Below are 17,506 nucleotides of genomic sequence, written 5' to 3' on the forward strand. Positions count from 1 at the left end.
CCTCCACTCATATTAATAACATGTGCATAGTCGGAATTGAAGCGTAACTATTAAATAGTCCAATCATGCCAATCACTTTTTTGTTTTTCTATTGAAGTTAACCAGTTTTGGGTTGTCGATAGAAGCTGGGTATAGGACTGATGCGATGAATACGTATGATCTGCTTGAAAAATCACTTCTTTATCGCATTGTCCTTGAGATCTCATCCAGAACAGCTTTTGGTACAAGAAGCAATAATCAACCGGAATCACATCATCATTCGTACCATGAACCAGCAATACATCCCCATTAAATTTCCTGGATTGTTCAAACGGCTGATGTTTCGATAACGATTCAAAAAATTGCGGCTCAAACGAATAACCCAAATAATCAGCAGCACCAAATTGCACCGCATCCTCATACACTTTTTTACCTGTAATTTTGATAATATCATTAAAAGGATAGGCTACTGCGGACCATAGTACGAGTGACTTGATTCTCTTGTCTCTCGCTGCGGTTAATACCGAAATTGCACCGCCCAAGCTATGTCCAAGCAAAATGACACGTGTCGGATCAACGCACCCGATTTGCATTGCATAGTCTATTACATGTCGGGTTTGTGCAATCATAGCGTCCACATCACTTGATCCATAATTACCTGTGCTTTCACCGCATCCTGCATAATCGAAGCGAAGTACCATAAATCCTTGTTTGCTGAATTCTCTGGCAGCCTTTAGAAATAATCGATCCACACCAATTCGATTGCCTACGAAACCGTGTGCGATAATGATAATCGGGTTCTTATCTCCAGTAGATGGGGGATAGTGCAGCGTAGCCGCTAATTCCACTTGGTCACTGCTTATTGTAATATGATGCTCCATGGCTGCTCTTCCTTTCTGTGTTAAGCCCCAGATGTTTGGTAAACGAAGCTTGTGCAGGTTTCCTACTAGTATTCCACGTACTGCTCATTTACCAAACGTCCAAGCCCGATTTATTTTAGATATGAACCGGCATCGGATCCGTTTTGAGTGCATTTTCTACTGTCAGATGCTCTTGCTCATGAAATAAATAAACGCGATGTATCAACACAAGCACAGAATCGGATGGCTTTAGCGTTTCCAGCTCCAGGGAGCGATAAGCAAACAGGATTTGTCCGTTAACCTCTACTTCAACTTGCCAATTCGTTCCGCGGAAATAAATATTGTTAACGATTCCGGTTTCTGCTGCGGATGGAATTGAAATTTCACCTAAAAAGCCAATTTCCACAAATTCCGGCCGAATCGTAGCTTTTGTCTCGCTGACTGCCACGTTATTGAAGCCTTTAAAGCGATGAATATCACTTACCTGATTCGATTCACCGATGAAGCCGGCGACAAATGGCGTTTGTGGATGCTGATAAATCTCTATCGGAGACCCCTTCTGCTCCAATCTGCCTTGGTTAATAATCATAATCTGATCGGCAACCTCAACGGCTTCTTCCTGGTCATGTGTGACAAAAATCGTCGTAATACCTAACCGATTAATCATGCTTTTCAACCATGTCCTCAATTCTTTACGAACCTTGGCATCAATGGCGGCAAAAGGCTCATCCAGCAGCAGCAATTGCGGCTCTGGTGCAATCGCTCTGGCAAAAGCTACCCGTTGACGCTGACCTCCGGATAGTTGATGAGGCAGACGTTTTTCAAGACCCTTCAGGCCTGTAAGCTCAACCAGCTCCGTGACGCGCTCCTTGATCTGCTGCTTACTGCGTTTTTGTACCGTTAAACCAAAAGCGATATTATCATATACACTCATATGCCGGAACAAAGCATAGTTTTGAAATACAAGGCCGATCCCGCGCTGCTGCGGCGGAATATCGTTGACTTTTTTGCCATGAAAGAGGATTTCTCCCGAATCCGGATCTTCGAGTCCAGCTAACATTCGAAGAACAGTAGTTTTGCCACCGCCACTGGGTCCCAGCAAACCAATCAGCTTGCCTTTTTCGATTTCAAAACTGACATCCTTGGTGGCCTGAAAGCTGCCAAAGCTTTTCATCAAGTGTTTGGCTACAATATGCATGCTCCCCTACTCCCCTTCTATCTGCTGTGTCCCATTAAATTTCCATTCGATGATGCTTTTAACCGCAAGGGTCACTACCGCCAATAACAGCAGCAAAGAGGCCATCGCAAAAGCTCCTGCGGAATTGTATTCGTTGTAGAGAATCTGGATATGCAGCGGCATCGTATTCGTAGATCCCCGGATATGACCGGACACGACGGAAACCGCACCAAATTCGCCCATCGCCCTCGCATTACACAAAATAATTCCGTACAGCAGTCCCCATTTGATGTTGGGCAGTGTTACCTTCCAAAAAATGCGCCAGCCCTTGGCTCCAAGTGTTACCGCCGCTTCTTCCTCTTGTACTCCCTGAGCCTGCATGATCGGAAGCAGCTCGCGGGCGATAAAAGGAAAAGTCACAAACACGGTAGCGAGAACTATACCCGGTAGCGCAAAAAGAATCTTAATGTCATGATCATCCAGCCACGGGCCAAACCAGCCTTTTGCACCAAATAATAATACAAATATTAGTCCCGATATAACTGGAGATACGGCAAAAGGCAGATCAATCAAAGTAATAAGCAGGTTTTTACCTTTAAAATTAAATTTGGTGATTGCCCATGCTGCTGACAAACCAAACAGCAAATTTAGAGGCACCGCAACTGCAGCAGTCATTAAAGTTAAACGAATTGCTGAAGCCGCATCCGGATCCGTAAGTGCCTTGAAATACACTTCAGCACCTTTACGAAACGCTTCAACGAATACTGAAATTAACGGCAGTACGAGTAAAAGTCCCAAAAACAGCAAAGCGATACTAATTAAAACCCACTTTACGACCGCCGGTTCAGTAATATGTCTGGGTCTGTCCAGAGTAACCGAACCTGCTTTTGCGGTTGCCACATATCCGGCCATGGTGTTTCCTCCTGCTTCTAAGTTACATTAAAGCGGTTAGCCCGCCATTGGATGAAGTTAATGACCAGCAACAAAAAGAACGATATCACCAGCATAACGAGGGCAATGGCTGTAGCACCTGCATAATCATATTGCTCGAGCTTGGTCATGATCAGAAGTGGAGCAATCTCGGTCTTCATCGGCATATTGCCCGAGATAAATACTACGGAGCCATATTCACCGACAGCACGAGCAAAGGCCAATGTAAATCCGGTAAGTGCGGCTGGCAGAAGCTCCGGAAAAATTACCTTGGTAAAAGTTTTCCATCGATGAGCGCCCAGGCTGACCGCAGCTTCCTCGGTTTCCTTTTGCAATTCTTCAATTACTGGCTGCAGGGTTCGAACCACAAACGGGATACCGATAAATGTCAAAGCGATCATAATACCTATCGGTGTATAAGCCACCTTGAATCCGAGCGGTTCCAGAATACTGCCGATCCAGCCGTTTTTCGAATATATCGTCGTCAGGGCTATCCCCGCTACTGCTGTTGGCAGTGCAAACGGTAGGTCCACCAGTGCATCGACAAAGCGTTTACCCGGAAAAGAGTATCTGACCAGCACCCAAGCAACGATAAATCCAAAAATCGTATTGATAACTGCGGCCCCGAAAGCAGTCCCAAAGCTGATTTTGTAGGAAGCAACCACTCTGGCATCACTAATGGTTTGCCAAAACTGCATCCAGGTCAGACCCGAGGTTTTGATAAAAATCGCTGACAAAGGGAATAAAACAATCAGGCTTAAATAGAGCACGGTGAATCCCATTGATAACCCGAATCCGGGCAATACACTTCGTTCTTTCCATTTACTTGCCATGGATTCCTCTCCTCTGACTTAAGAGTTTCCCTTGGGAAACTCCACATCGTAAGCATCAGCTTTGTTTTCCTTGGAAAACTCTCTTCGTAAGCATCTCGTAATCGTCTTGAACTTATGGTTTGTAGATTTGGTCAAATGTGCCTTTATCTGCGAAGTGTGTTGCCTGGGTCTTGGTCCAGCCGCCAAATGGCTCATCATCGATTGTGAACAGCTTTACCTTCGTAAACTGGTTTTCATATTTCTTGGCTACGGACTCCAAACGAGGACGGTAGTAGTTTTTAGCTGCAATATTTTGGCCTTCTTCAGTGTACAGGTATTCCAGATACGCTTGCGACACTTCACGAGTACCTCTTTTGTCGACAACTTTATCTACAACCGCTACTGGTGGTTCTGCCAATACACTTAGCGATGGTGTAATAATTTCATATTTGTCTTTACCAAATTCATTGATGGAAAGGTACGCTTCATTCTCCCATGCCAGCAATACATCACCAATACCACGTTGTACAAACGTATTTGTGGCATCACGAGCACCTGAATCCAGTACCGGCACATTTTTGAAAAGAGCTTGAACAAAGTCCTTCGTTTTGGCTTCATCTTTATTAAACTTTTGGTAAGCATAGCCCCAGGCTGCTATATAGTTCCAGCGTGCGCCTCCGGACGTTTTGGGGTTAGGAGTAATGACTTCAACACCTGGCTTGATGAGATCATCCCAATCCTTGATCCCTTTCGGATTTCCCTTTTTCACAAGGAAAACAATGGTTGAGGTATATGGTGTGCTGTTTTGCTGCAGCTTTTTTTGCCAATCCTTTTGAATCAAGCCCGCTCCTTGAATTTCATCAATATCATAAGCGAGCGCCAATGTGACAACATCAGCAGCCAAGCCATCGATAACGGAACGTCCTTGCTTGCCTGAACCTCCGTGTGAAGCTTTTACGGTTACTTTTTGGCCAGTTTTCTTTTCCCAGTAAGCGGAAAATGCTTTATTATATTCTGCGTAAAGTTCACGAGTCGGATCATAGGAGACGTTTAAAATTTCAACGGGTGGTTTGGGTGTTGGCGCCGGTGTCACTGCAGCCGATTTGTTGTCACCTGCTGGTGCTGGAGCTGCCGGTGTGGTTGGAGCTGCTGCTCCGCAAGCTGTCAATCCCAATAAAGATAGCGAAATGGCGCTGATTAACGTAAGCTTACCCCAATGTCTGTTCATAATTAATCTCTCCCCTAAGTATCAATATATCTTATAAATAATCTAGACAGGATAGTAAAACCAGCCGCTATGTAGAATTTTTATTATGATATGCGCCGGTTAGCTTCGAAATTATGACTATATAGCTCCGGTTGTCCGGTAGACGATATATAATTCCGATGTGTTTACTCTGTTTTATATTCAGTATATTAGCATCGCCAGAGATTGGTGTCAATGCGTTTTTGGAAATTTCTTTAAGATCGCAGCACCTCTTTTGCACAAATAAAAACCGCTTCTCTGCTGTATATGCACGGCAAGAGAAACGGTTTCTTATGGATAATCGTTGTCGATTCAATATGATGACTCAGGATATCTCAACATATCTCAACTCTCAGTAGTTGCAATATTTTCCAACGCTGCCAAATCAGCTGCCAGCTTTGTTTTGGAAAAATGCTCGCCAATGAATACAGCTACGCTTGGAACCTCTTCCTTCGGAGTAATTTTGACAAAATCCATCTCACGATATGCATATTGAAACAAAAACAGGCTTGATGTATCGGAGAAGCGTAAAATGCCTTTGGCCCGATAAATCTCAGCCGGCAGCTTGCTTACCAGGTTTTCGAATTGTTCACTATCGATGGATTGTTGAAAATAATGCGTATATACCATAACATGATCGTGAGAATGATGATGCGCATGCTCCTCATGTTCATGAACCTGCTCGTCAATATGTGTATGTGCAGTATGGCTGCAGCTCTCATCGTGATGATTATGGTCATGGGAGGGATCGCTGCACGAAGTATGATTGTCATGCTCGATAGGTGCTGGAGTCGCGGCTGTCATCTTCTCGTCAGTGCCATCCAAACGATCAAACATCCCCAAATCAACCTGACAGCGGATCGTTGCCGTCATGGGAGCGGTCGGATTCCATTCACGAATAGCCTGCTCCAGCGTGAGGAGGTCGGCTGAGCTGATTAAATCCGTTTTATTCAAAATAAGCTCGGAAGCGCAGCGAATCTGATCCTGCATCAGCTTGTAGGTTTTGCCATGCCCTTTGCTGTGCCGCTCAAGAAGCTGCGCTGCGTCAACTACCGTAATGAGCGATTTCAGCTCCATCTCTGTCAACAACGAAGCATCCGTAACTCCATCCAGGATTTCAATAGGATTAGCCGCGCCAGTACATTCAACGAAAATAACATCGGGTGTATGATCCCTGATCAACTCTCTCAGCTCCATACCGAGATCTCCACGTATCGTGCAGCAGATACATCCGCTAAGCATTTCTGTCATTGGCACCTCGTCATCCACGAGCATACCGTCCAAATTCACATCCCCCAGCTCATTCATCAACACAGCCGGTTTCTTCCCGCTCAGCCTGTAATAGTCCAAAGCTTGCGTTAATAATGTTGTTTTCCCGCTACCCAAAAAACCGGAAAGTATATGTACAGGTACTGTTTTTATCATGATTAGTCTCCTTAGAGTTTTCGTAGAAAACTTTACTTCGTAAGCATCCGCTTTGTTTTCGTAGAAAATTGGCTTCGTAAGCATTTGCAGCTGTTTTCGTAGGCAATATGATAGAATTGTAGCTTCCTTTGTTGCAAAAGTCAATTATTTGTAATTATTACTATTATATTTAACTTAAATTTTATCTTTACTATTTTTTCTATTTACATTCGAGTTAAGCTGTGATACTTTAATTTCTACGGATATAGAAATAACAATCAAAAAAAGGGTGCGATCACAATGATGGAAGAACATGCAGACCTACGGCAAGCCGTTAAAGTATACAAAGCGCTTGGAGAGCCAACCCGACTCAAAATCGCTATGATGCTTACTGATGAAAAGAATCTGTGCTGCTCCGATATTGGAAGCAAGCTGGAATCTGTCGCTGGCTCCACGCTGTCTCATCACCTGAAGCAATTAACGGAATGCGGCTTATTGGACCTTCGCAAGGACGGAACCTATATCTTCTATAGTGTGAATCGCGAAATGGCACACAAGTATGCCCCTTATTTGCTTGTGTAATTTTTTTGCTTGTTATTTCTATATATCTAGAAATATAAAATTATTGTAAACGTGAGAGGAGCCGTTTGTTCATGTCAAATACATGGAAAATTTATATGCTGGCTATTGTCAGTTTTTTGGTTGGAACATCGGAGTTTATTATTGCGGGCATTCTGGATAAGGTAGCTTCCGACAGTGGAGTGTCAGTAGCTGCAGCAGGCCAGCTTATCACCGTATTTTCTCTGGCGTATGCGTTCGGTACACCTTTTCTGATGGCCGTCACAGCCCGTGTCGAGCGGCGTAAGCTGCTGCTATATTCACTGGCGGTATTCGTTATTGGCAATGGAATCGCCGTCGCCATACCCGGATTTGATTTTCTGATTGGATCACGTATTATTTTGGCGCTGAGCACAGGGGTATTTGTCGTTACCGCATTGACTGTGGCAGCCAAGTTGGCACCTCCTGAGAAACAGGGCAGCGCAATAGCCACGCTCGTTATGGGTTTTAGCACCTCGCTGATTATTGGTGTTCCGTTAGGCAGAGTTGTCGCATCGGTCTATAATTGGAAAATGATCTTTGGGGGGATTGGTGTACTCGGTTTGTTAGCCATACTCATTATTGCTTATGTAATTCCACGAACAGATGGCGAGGCGCCTGTACCTCTGCGCAAACAACTGGCACTGCTTAAAGAGCCACGAATTGCCGTCGCGTTGTCCATTACGTTCTTCTGGATTTCCGGCTACGCCATTGCCTATACGTATATTTCCCCATTTTTGCTTACGGTAACAGGAATGAGCGAGCAAGGTGTAAGCGCAGGATTGTTCGCATTTGGGATCGCAAGCCTGATCGGTTCCAAATTCGGTGGCTTCAGTACAGATAAGTGGGGCGTTCCTCGTACATTGATCAGCGGGATGACACTTCATACCGTGGCACTTATCCTATTGTCATTAGCCGCTCATTCCCCTGCTATTGTCTTCCCTCTGCTCATGTTATGGTCGTTCGCAGCATGGTCCTCCGGTCCTACGCAGCAGTACCATTTGATCAGTCTTGCTCCGGAAGCATCAGGTATTATGCTAAGCTTGAACAGCTCGGTGCTTCAGCTCGCAATGGCAGCAGGAGCGGGAATCGGTGGCATCATCGTGGAAAAGGCATCACTTTCGTCGATTAGCTGGATCGGAGCCGCGGGTGTTGCTGTAGCTGCCGGTACTGCTGTTGCCTCTCTCGGGCTTTCCCGTTCACACTCAAGACGGAAAGCTCTGCAGCAAAGTCTGCTTAAAGCAGAAGCTCAAAAGCTCGCTTAAACACTTTGCCCCTTATAACCTTATGCGTTAGTATAGAAGCAGGCATATCCATTCGGCTCATCGAATAAGCTTGGTACGAATATCACAACCCGGCACAGTCCGGCAAGCAGAATGAATGGAATAACTCCTTATATATAGTCAATCAAAGGGGCAATTATGATGCACAAATGGGAAGGTCGTTCCATCCAAATTGATCCGGTTTTCCCTTACTATACAGGCCGTTCCGAACAAAGTATTGTCGATGAGCTCGAGTTCGCTGGTTATCGGTCGGTCCATTATTTTGTAACGGATGAAAATAAGGTGAACGGCAGGCTGGTTGAGCTGCTTCGGGCACGGGGTATCATGGTTTGGGCTACGCTGCTTGGTAATGGAACCTATATTACGGATCATTTGCCGAAGGATTGGCCCGATTGGCAGATGACACTGCTTAGGCCGGTGAATGATGGATATTTTCGCCTCTCTCCCCACAGCTACCGTTATGTAGAGTGGAAAAAGCAGACGATGGCCGCTTTGGTCAAGGCTCATCAGTTTGATGGATTGGAAATAGCGGAGCCTTATTTCCCTGAGTGGAACGGGATTGCAAGCGGGGTGTATGGCGATGTCGGACCTTATGCCAGAGCTGCGTTCAAGCAGCAATATGGCAGTGAAATTCCCGATTTTAAACAAAAAAGCTCACCCTTGTACTACAAAAGAAACACCTCTCTCTACAGGGACTGGATCGAATTTCGCGTAGCGACTGTCAATCGTTTTTTGCATGAATTAATTAACGGTCGAGGGGGCGTTCGCGAGGCTCGACCAGAAATCCAAATCGCGACCTGGTCGCTTGGTGTCAATGCCGGGGCTGACTCTGTGGATAAGGTTAGGGAATTTCATGGACTTGATGCTGCTTCGATGATCTCTTATGTTAAACCTGATTTCCACGTCATTCAAACCCATTGGCCGGATTGGATGCGTTGGCGGCTGCCTGCTGACTACATTAAGCATTATGAGCCATTTGCTGCACGGATTCGAGCGATCCATCCTGATTTGCCCCTCAGTGTGCAGACGGATATCGGTTCGCTTCGTCCTATGCGGCGCAATCGAGCCTGGCTGGAGAGCTTCTCGACACACAGTCAGTCACTCGGCTACCGGACCTGGACTGCATACGAATATCATCTCGGAGCCTATATGTACGATGAAAAACCAAAGCTAATGGCAATTAAGCGTCAAGGCAGGGATAGACTGCTGCTGCAATTCCAAAAAAGAATTGATCCTGCATCAGCTGCAATAAGCGATAACTATAAGGTGATTCAGGATGCAGGCATAAGATCCGATGTGCAAATCGGGGTTATAAAAGTTGATGGCTGCAACGTGCTGCTTCAGAGCGGGCAATTCCCCACAGAACCGTTCATACTTTCCATATCAAAGCTTAAGGATACACCGAAGCTGTGGTTATTTCCGAGTAATCGGGCTAATGAAATGGCTAGCCCTTGCCAAGCCGAGGTTGAATCTTATTCATAAAAAGACGCTTCGTTGCAGTAGCTTAACTGCAAACGGAGCGTCTTTTGTTTTTTTAAAAATGTGAATGATACGGAATATGAACAGCCGTTATCTGGTTCTGCTTTTCCACTGATAATATAAAAAGCAGCCGATACAAAAGCCGCAGATTGCAATGGAAGCTGCGATCCCAACCATTGCGGCAAACAAATAACCCGCGATAGAAGACCAACTGAAGCAAAAGCAAATGACAGCAATCGATAACAACACAACCGCAATCGAGTTATTAAAACGAAGCAGCTCTTGCGATTCAGTCTGTGCTCCCTGTATTTTGTTGGTCAAGAAGGGCTTGGCAATATTAATAAAAAGGTTTGCACGCAGACCCAGCACCATCGGTATCACTTGAAGGGCCCATAAAATAATAATCAAAATTGGCTGCTGCAGCAAGATCGCCAGCAGTACGAACAGCACAATACCCACCTGATTGGAACGTACGTATGGAATCGGTATTTCCTTCATAATTAACCGTTCACCTCCGATTTATCGTAATGGATGGTTCTAATGCAAGCTGTCCGGTATTGGTGTCTGATAGATATAACCTGGCTTCCGTCTGATTGCCGTTCTCATCGATTCTGCGGATTGGAGCTGTATGGCCTCGCTCGATTAAAGAGCGGGCATCCGTTTCGGATAGCGAGGCGCCTAAGCTGTCCTTCCAGAGTACAAAGCCGCAGCCGGCTTTGTATGCCGTGCATCCATAGCCGCGCTTGCCGGCGATGATCCGCCCCGCGCAGCCGCTGCGCGGGCAGGCCGCTATGCTGCCGCGGGCCATGGCAGCCTGCGCAGCGCCGTCGCTGCTTCGCGTGCGTGTCGTCCGCTTCGCGCCTGTGGCCGCTCCTGCGCTGCCACTCGCCTCTGCACCGCCTTCGCTGCTACGCGTGCGCGTCGTCCGCTTCGCGCCTTCAGCCGCTCCTGCGCTGCCACTCGCCTCCGCACCGCCGTCACTGCTGCGCGTGCGCGTCGTCCGCTTCGCGCCTCCAGCCGCTCCTGCGCTGCCGCTCGCCTCCGCACCGCCTTCGCTGCTACGCGTGCGTGTCGTCCGCTTCGCACCTGCGCTCGCTGGACCAGCCGCACTTTCGAAAGCTTGCTTGGCTGCTTTCGACTGCACCCGAACCTTCTCGATGATCAGGTTTGTGAACTTCTTCACGTTCGCCATAAAAGCTTCGTCAGACGCGACACCGCGGGCAATTTCATTGAGCCTGCGTTCCCAATGACCTGTCATCTCCGGCGAGGTTAACAGATCCACACCTGCGGAACGAATCAGTTCGACCGCTGTGCGTCCCTTTTGCGTGATGATGATTCGTTTGCCCTGCATCACGATGTAGTCCACCTGCTTCAACCGCTCAATAACGGAAGCTCGCGTAGCGGGAGTTCCGAGACCTGAATCCTTCATCGCATCCCGAAGCTCCTCATCCTCGATCTGCTTCCCTGCGCCTTCCATTGCCTTCAGCAGCGTTCCTTCTGTATACGCCTTAGGGGGCTGTGTTTCTTTTTCCTTAGCTGCAATTTTTGTGCATTTTACAGCTTCAGCTGCCTGCAAGCTGAACGGGGTTGTGATCTCCTCCTCCGGGACCTCATCCTCGTCCGTCTTGTCTGCCTTGCCGCGAGACATCGGCTTGCCCTTTTTTTGATCCGCATAAATGACCTTCCAGCCCAAGGAAAGCAGCTGCTTGATCGTACTCTTAAACATTTCCCACTCTACCTCGGTTAACACCGTGTGAATTTTGTACTCCGCGGGAGGGTAAAACTGTGCCAAAAATCTCCGTACAATCAAATCATAAACCTGCTGTTCGTCATTAGATAACCCGCCAGCCTTTTTATGCGTTGGCAAAATCGCGTGGTGATCCTCCACCTTGGTCGGGTTGCAGATGCTTTTGTTGTTTTTATGCACAAGACGCTTGTCTGCCTGCTCGGCAAGCTCACCATAAGATGTCCCCTTCAGTTGGTCCAGCGCCTTATACATCTCGGGTATATTAGCTTCGGTCACATAGTTGGAGTTCGTCCGCGGATAGCTGATCACCTTATGCTTCTCATACAGTGCTTGCGCCGTATCAAGCGTCTTTTTGGCGGAAAAACCAAGCTTCGCATTCGCCTCCCGCTGCAGAAGCGTCAGATCGTACAGCTTAAACGGATACTCCTTCGTATCCTTAACCTCATAGCTGGCGATAGTCCCCATTTTCCCTTTTACCTTTTCAACAATCGCATTGGCTTTCGCCGGATCGGTAATGCGTTCGCCCTGCCACAGCGCTTTATACTCGGTTTCTTGTTGCTTGAACAGTGCCTCTACATCATAGAACTTGTTCGAGCTGAACGCTTCGATCTCCTTTTGACGGTCATACAGGATAGCCAAAACCGGGGTCTGTACCCGCCCGACGGACAACAACACCTGATGCTTGGTTGTAAAAGCCCTTGAGCCGTTCATGCCAATCAGCCAATCCGCTTCACTGCGAACTCGCGCTGCTTTGGTCAAATTCTCGTATTCAACACCCTCGCGCAATTCGGCAAAGCCTTTACGAATCGTCTCTGGAGTCAGGTCCGATATCCACAGCCGCTTTACTGGCTGCTTTAGCTTCAAATGCCGCTGAATCAATGAAAAAATATGCTGGCCCTCACGCCCAGCGTCACATGCGTTAACGAGCTTTTCGCTTCGCTTGGCAAGCTCCCCGATCTGCTTTAATTGATCCTTAGTCCTCGCATTCGGAATCAGCTTGAAATGATCCGGAATAATCGGAAGATCATTAAAATTCCATTTTTTATACTTGTCGTCATAGGCATCCGGCTCAGCCAGTCCAATCAAGTGCCCGATGGCCCATGTAATGATATACTGCTCACCTTCGATATAAGTTCTGAAGTTTTTGGCCTTCGGATCAATGGCTGCTGCAATATTGCGTCCCATATCGGGCTTTTCAGCTATAATTAACGTTTTCAAATCTTCCCTCACTCCCAACGAACACAAACCCATTCTCCGCCCATGGTACCCGAAAAACAAACCTGTTGTAAACCTTCAACGCACCTGGTTCGGTGTTTATCTAGCTTTATCTATGAGTTTACCATGTCTAATTCTCTGGTAGCAATGCTGCTTTATACTCATGTGTCCTATTGCTGGTTGTTTACTTTTTTTCAATTTGTAGCAGCACCTATATAGTTAATACCTATAGAATATATATTAATTATATATTTCAACAATAGATATTTAAACGATAAGATCATTACATCAATACTAGGAGGGATCATGATGGACATCAATACGGCTCATAATCGGGCGGAATTATCAGGAAAGCTGACCAACGTGTTAGATGCCAGATCGTTAACAAACTCTCATAAAAGGCTTGCAGACATACTCACTACTGGCATGAAGGTACTTGACGTTGGTTGTGGGACCGGAGCAATTACTCGCGGGATAGCAGAAGCAGTAGGACCAACTGGCTGTGTGATAGGCATGGATAGCAATCCAAACCTGATCGATAAAGCCCGTCAAACTCATGGGAATATACCGGGGATAGCTTTTGAAACAGGGGACAGTTATAATATACCTTATGAAGGAGTGTTTGACATCGTCACCTCCGCTCGTGTTCTCGTATGGTTATCTGAACCGTTACAAGCATTAAGCAGGATGAAATCGGCCGCAAAAGTCGGTGGACGGGTTGTGATCGCTGATTATAATCATGAGAAAATATGCTGGGAACCGCAGCCTCCCTCCAGTATGCTTTCTTTCTACTCTGCGTATTTGAAATGGCGTTCCGATGCAGGTATGGATAATGCGATTGCCGATCATCTTCCTCACATGTTTCATACAGCTGGCTTTAAGAACATTACGGTAACTCCCCATCATGAAGTTACGAATCGAACAAATCCAGATTTCCTGGCTAGAATCGGAATATGGGCGGATACCGCTTCAAGCAGAGGCGTGCAAATGGAAAAAGACGGGTATATCACTAAACATGAATATGTAACAGCGGAAAATGAATACCGGGAATGGATGCTTCAAGACGCCCAGTCCTTATCGATGTATATGCTAGCCGTAGAGGGTGTAAGACTTTCGTAATGCCCTCTGCTCTATGATCTCTCATCTTACATCTAGCGAAATTAGGTGCTCTATCCATGAAAAAACAATGGGTGCTTGCTGTTGTTCTGTGTCTGGCGCTGCTAACCGTTATTCAACAGCTGACAAGCGCTAACAAGCAGCTTCCCAAAAAAGGCTATACAGCTCCAGCTTTCACACTCACAGCTTTAAATGGTCAATCCTATTCTTTGGATTCGCTGAATGGCAAGCCGGTATTGATTAACTTTTGGGCTTCCTGGTGCGAGCCTTGTCAGGCGGAAGCGCCTGAGTTTTCCAGACTTTATGAGCTGTATAAGGATCAGATCGAGATTCTGGCTGTTAATGTCACATCCAAGGACCGTGTCGATGACGCACAAGCCTTTGTCAGTAAGTACCACATACCTTTCCCTGTTTTACTGGACGCCAAAGCAGTGGTTACCGAAACCTACAACATTGCTGCAATCCCCACTACTTATTTTGTAGACAGGAACGGAATCATCGTTGACAGACTTGTCGGAACCACTGACCCTAAGCAGCTAGAGCTCAAATTCAAGCAATTGCTTCGTTAACCTTATGTTCCTATGATGCTGTACACTGTAAAGCCATGATCATTGTGAGTTTAAATACCGTGCAGCCTCCATACGATAGGCGCTCATAGCAGGCATAATCCCTGCGAGTATCCCTATACACCCAACGATTCCAACGATACTCAGCAGTTCCCAATTGTACATCGGTATAACGGTAATCGATATTTGTGAGCCTATATACCTGGACAAAGCCACCGTTAACAAATAACCACCAGCAATACCTCCGACGCACCCAAGCGCGACAATCAGCACGCATTCCAGCAGAACGATGGACAGCACCGATCTCCGACTTGCGCCAATGGCCCTTAATATCGATACGGTGCGTCTTCTTTCTATGGTCGATCCATACAAAGCCAGTACAATCGTCAGCCCTGACATCCCAAGTACGACATAGCTGATATATTTCAATACCTGTTCTCCGCTGCCCATCATATCGAAGATTTTGGCAATAATCTGTCCGGGAAAAACAGCCTGCGCTCTGGCTCCCTGATTGATTTCCTGATACATTTTCATCAAATCCATATAGCTTTTGGGTTTAATCAGTGCAGCCGTGACACCCTGAGGTGCTTCCAACTGGTTGGTGGTCCAGGATAATGTCGCTTGTCCCGGTTTGCCCGGTGCCGTTGTGGGAGCAGCAGAGGCTTTGGCCGCCTGACCGTGACTTGTCTCTGTCTCTTCATCATGGCCATGCTGTCCGTGACTGACCCAGTAGCTATCCATCGTTACATAGATGCCTTTGTCGGATGGAGCTGAGACACCGTTTAATATACCAACGACCGTATAAGGAGTTTCCTTGTGCTCATCCTGCTCATTGGACATCGCTACGCCATGCCCGGAAACAAATGTATCGCCAATGGCCAGACCTGTCTCTGCGGCAACCTTTGAGCCAATTACAGCTTCAAAGGCTTTGTCAAAAATTCTGCCTGCTGCCAAATGAAAATAAGGTGGATCTGCAGGTTTGCCTCTTAAAGTGAAAAATTCAGCGCTTGTACCCACGATTCGAAAGCCCTTGTAATTATCACCCAGCGCAAAAGGAACCGCCAGATTCACTCTCGGATCTGCTTCAAGCAAGCGATAATAATCAAGACTGATGTTGGCCAATGGATTATCCATCAGAAAAATCGTGTTAAACACAAGCTGATTGGCGCTGCCTTTGGAACCGACGATCATTCCGTATGGCTCACTAGCTTTGACAATTCCCTGCTTGATGCCGTCCGAGAGCATCATGATGCTTAAAGCCATCGATACGCCGATTATAATAACTATAGCTGTTATCAACGTCTGTACACGGCGGTTAATCAAATTACGCCAAGCCATTTGTAGTAACGACATATCTTATCCCGCCCTCCCTGCAGCTGTTTGGGAAAGCTCGCGTATATTAATGGTTCGATCCATGGTACCTGCCAGTTCAAGATCATGACTGCATAGCAGCAGCGCAGCACCATGACTTCGGCAAGCCTCATTCAGCAGAGCTGCTACTTGCTCCGCATTCGCATAGTCAAGACTGGCCGTTGGCTCATCAGCCAGCACTAGCGCCGGATTATTAACCAATGCCCTGGCAATGGAAACACGCTGCTGCTCACCGTTGCTTAATTGTCCCGATTTATGATGAAGCCGATGAGACAATCCGACCTGATCGAGCATATCGGCGGCACGTTCCTTATGCAACTTAGGCGGGATGACTTGACCGAATCGCATTGCTGCCAGCACGTTCTCCATTGCCGTAAACCCGGGCAGCAGATTAAAGCTTTGAAAGACATAGCCGATATGCTTGGCCCGAAATCGATCCAGCTCTGATTCGCTCAAGCTGTCCAGTTGCTTGTCAAGCAGACGAATGGTACCGCTTGTCGGACGAAGAATACCCGCTATCATATGGAGCAGCGTACTTTTACCAGAGCCGCTCGGACCCACCAATGCCACTTTTTCCTGTGGCGACATCTGAAAGTACGGAATATGCAGGACAGGAACGTGCTGCCTACCCGGGATGATATAGCTTTTGTCCACATGTTCAAGCAGCAGCATTATTTGAGCACCTCTACCTTATCAGCAATAATTCGTATCAGACTTACAAAACCTGTCTCTTCATCCGTTTGAGAGCCAATACTCAAAGTCCCTGTTACTTTGACCTGATGCTCAGTTGGAATAACCTCTTTTCCCTTCGGCATGGACACAACTACGATATCAATCGGCCAATCCGCGTCCGTGGAGCAGAATGGACAAATCGACATGGCCACACGGGTCAGCACAAAAAAGTTAACCTTTGCGGTTAGCGGAGGAGCCATGAATCCGGTCATTTCCACTTTTTTATTGGCAAGCTGTGTAAGTTTATCCGAGAACTTTACACCTCGAACGGTCATATCCGAGTATAGATCCTTGAAGGTTATCGTGGCTGCTTTGGTTATATCCTTAACGATATTGACTGCGGCGGTCTTATCAGCTGCAGGAGTCTGCTCGGATGACAACGGTTTGGATGGAGTTGAAGCTGGCTGTGATGCGGCTTCGGAAGGAGCAGGTTTGGTCACGGTCTCGACTGCAGACTCAGTAGCTGTAGATGCCGTCGCTGATTTTTCCGGCATTGGTAGGTCCGCTCCTGACTCCCCGGATACAGGTGGCTGTTGCTCAGATGCCGTCTTGGGTTCAGGTGAAACAGACTTATTGACATCCGCCACAGATGCAGCGGGCTTATTTTCCTGCTTGGTTGTGACCTCTGATTGCTTCAAATCCGGTTGATTGGATTCTGATTTATCCGTATCTAGTTTATTTGCTTCTAAATGGTTCGTCTGTGCATCTGCTTTCGGTTGGTTCACTTCTGATCTTGCTGCTTGTGCAGCATTGGTTTCCGTTGTATTCGAACTCTTATTCATATCACCTTGGTTAGAACTCGTCTGATTGGTTTTCCCTGTTCCTAAGGCTGTCTGCTGAAAAGACAAATCAACCGCCCCCCCATCACGTAGGGGAGCCGGTTGATTGCATCCGGAAACAAGTAGGGTCATACCCACTAGACAAGCACCCAAGGTGATCATGCATTTACTGTCCAGTAACATGCAAATCCCCTCCGGATCATGCTAAGTTTG

The 17,506-nt window shown here is 46.8% G+C and carries 16 protein-coding genes; 5 read left to right on the plus strand and 11 right to left on the minus strand.

Going from position 1 to position 17,506, the window contains the following annotated elements; genetic code table 11:
• Positions 1-50: 50 nt before the first annotated feature.
• From OB236_RS37525 to OB236_RS37550, 6 genes are all read right to left on the minus strand, one after another.
• Positions 51-860, minus strand: coding sequence for an alpha/beta hydrolase family protein (locus OB236_RS37525; protein ID WP_076228629.1), 810 nt, complete (start codon positions 858-860; stop codon positions 51-53).
• A gap of 115 nt (positions 861-975) precedes the next feature.
• A complete protein-coding gene (locus tag OB236_RS37530) occupies positions 976-2,037 on the minus strand; it encodes a sulfate/molybdate ABC transporter ATP-binding protein (protein WP_262688596.1) in 1,062 nt (353 codons plus the stop codon).
• A gap of 6 nt (positions 2,038-2,043) precedes the next feature.
• A complete protein-coding gene (gene cysW / locus OB236_RS37535) occupies positions 2,044-2,928 on the minus strand; it encodes a sulfate ABC transporter permease subunit CysW (RefSeq protein ID WP_076228627.1) in 885 nt (294 codons plus the stop codon).
• Positions 2,929-2,945: 17 nt separating this feature from the next.
• Complete coding sequence (gene cysT, locus OB236_RS37540) at positions 2,946-3,779, minus strand: sulfate ABC transporter permease subunit CysT (protein ID WP_076228626.1); 834 nt, start codon at positions 3,777-3,779, stop codon at positions 2,946-2,948.
• A 112-nt stretch (positions 3,780-3,891) separates the two neighbouring features.
• Positions 3,892-4,986 carry a sulfate ABC transporter substrate-binding protein gene (locus tag OB236_RS37545; protein WP_262688597.1) on the minus strand — a complete coding sequence of 365 codons (1,095 nt, stop codon included), beginning with the start codon at positions 4,984-4,986 and terminating at the stop codon, positions 3,892-3,894.
• A 363-nt stretch (positions 4,987-5,349) separates the two neighbouring features.
• Complete coding sequence (locus tag OB236_RS37550; RefSeq protein WP_262688598.1) at positions 5,350-6,429, minus strand: CobW family GTP-binding protein; 1,080 nt, start codon at positions 6,427-6,429, stop codon at positions 5,350-5,352.
• A gap of 279 nt (positions 6,430-6,708) precedes the next feature.
• Between OB236_RS37550 and OB236_RS37555 the strand changes: the two genes are divergently transcribed.
• The 3 genes from OB236_RS37555 (at position 6,709) to OB236_RS37565 (ending at position 9,770) form a co-directional block, all read left to right on the plus strand.
• On the plus strand, positions 6,709-6,990 hold the full coding sequence (locus OB236_RS37555) for an ArsR/SmtB family transcription factor (RefSeq protein ID WP_076228623.1): 282 nt from the start codon (positions 6,709-6,711) through the stop codon (positions 6,988-6,990).
• A 71-nt stretch (positions 6,991-7,061) separates the two neighbouring features.
• Positions 7,062-8,270: an MFS transporter gene (locus tag OB236_RS37560; RefSeq protein WP_262688599.1), complete on the plus strand. Its 1,209-nt coding sequence runs from the start codon at positions 7,062-7,064 to the stop codon at positions 8,268-8,270.
• A 159-nt stretch (positions 8,271-8,429) separates the two neighbouring features.
• A complete protein-coding gene (locus OB236_RS37565; RefSeq protein WP_262688600.1) occupies positions 8,430-9,770 on the plus strand; it encodes an N-acyl-D-glucosamine 2-epimerase in 1,341 nt (446 codons plus the stop codon).
• A gap of 87 nt (positions 9,771-9,857) precedes the next feature.
• Here the strand turns inward: OB236_RS37565 and OB236_RS37570 are convergent, their stop codons facing one another.
• On the minus strand, positions 9,858-10,265 hold the full coding sequence (locus OB236_RS37570) for a DUF4395 domain-containing protein (protein ID WP_076228620.1): 408 nt from the start codon (positions 10,263-10,265) through the stop codon (positions 9,858-9,860).
• Positions 10,266-10,275: 10 nt separating this feature from the next.
• Complete coding sequence (locus tag OB236_RS37575; protein ID WP_262688601.1) at positions 10,276-12,732, minus strand: type IA DNA topoisomerase; 2,457 nt, start codon at positions 12,730-12,732, stop codon at positions 10,276-10,278.
• A 306-nt stretch (positions 12,733-13,038) separates the two neighbouring features.
• Between OB236_RS37575 and OB236_RS37580 the strand changes: the two genes are divergently transcribed.
• Complete coding sequence (locus OB236_RS37580; protein ID WP_262688602.1) at positions 13,039-13,848, plus strand: methyltransferase domain-containing protein; 810 nt, start codon at positions 13,039-13,041, stop codon at positions 13,846-13,848.
• A 56-nt stretch (positions 13,849-13,904) separates the two neighbouring features.
• Positions 13,905-14,414 (plus strand): TlpA family protein disulfide reductase, encoded by a 510-nt coding sequence (locus tag OB236_RS37585; protein WP_262688603.1) that lies wholly within the window; start codon positions 13,905-13,907, stop codon positions 14,412-14,414.
• Positions 14,415-14,453: 39 nt separating this feature from the next.
• On the opposite strand, the gene OB236_RS37590 is transcribed toward OB236_RS37585, so the two are convergent.
• From OB236_RS37590 to OB236_RS37600, 3 genes are read right to left on the minus strand one after another with little or no spacing between them, the layout of a single operon-like run.
• Complete coding sequence (locus OB236_RS37590) at positions 14,454-15,764, minus strand: ABC transporter permease (RefSeq protein WP_262688604.1); 1,311 nt, start codon at positions 15,762-15,764, stop codon at positions 14,454-14,456.
• Between the two features lie 3 nt (positions 15,765-15,767).
• Complete coding sequence (locus OB236_RS37595; protein ID WP_262688605.1) at positions 15,768-16,454, minus strand: ABC transporter ATP-binding protein; 687 nt, start codon at positions 16,452-16,454, stop codon at positions 15,768-15,770.
• Positions 16,454-17,476, minus strand: coding sequence for a hypothetical protein (locus OB236_RS37600; protein WP_262688606.1), 1,023 nt, complete (start codon positions 17,474-17,476; stop codon positions 16,454-16,456). Before OB236_RS37600 ends, OB236_RS37595 begins: the two co-directional genes overlap by 1 nt.
• Positions 17,477-17,506 lie beyond the last annotated feature (30 nt).

The sequence above is a fragment of the Paenibacillus baimaensis genome, from assembly GCF_025567575.1.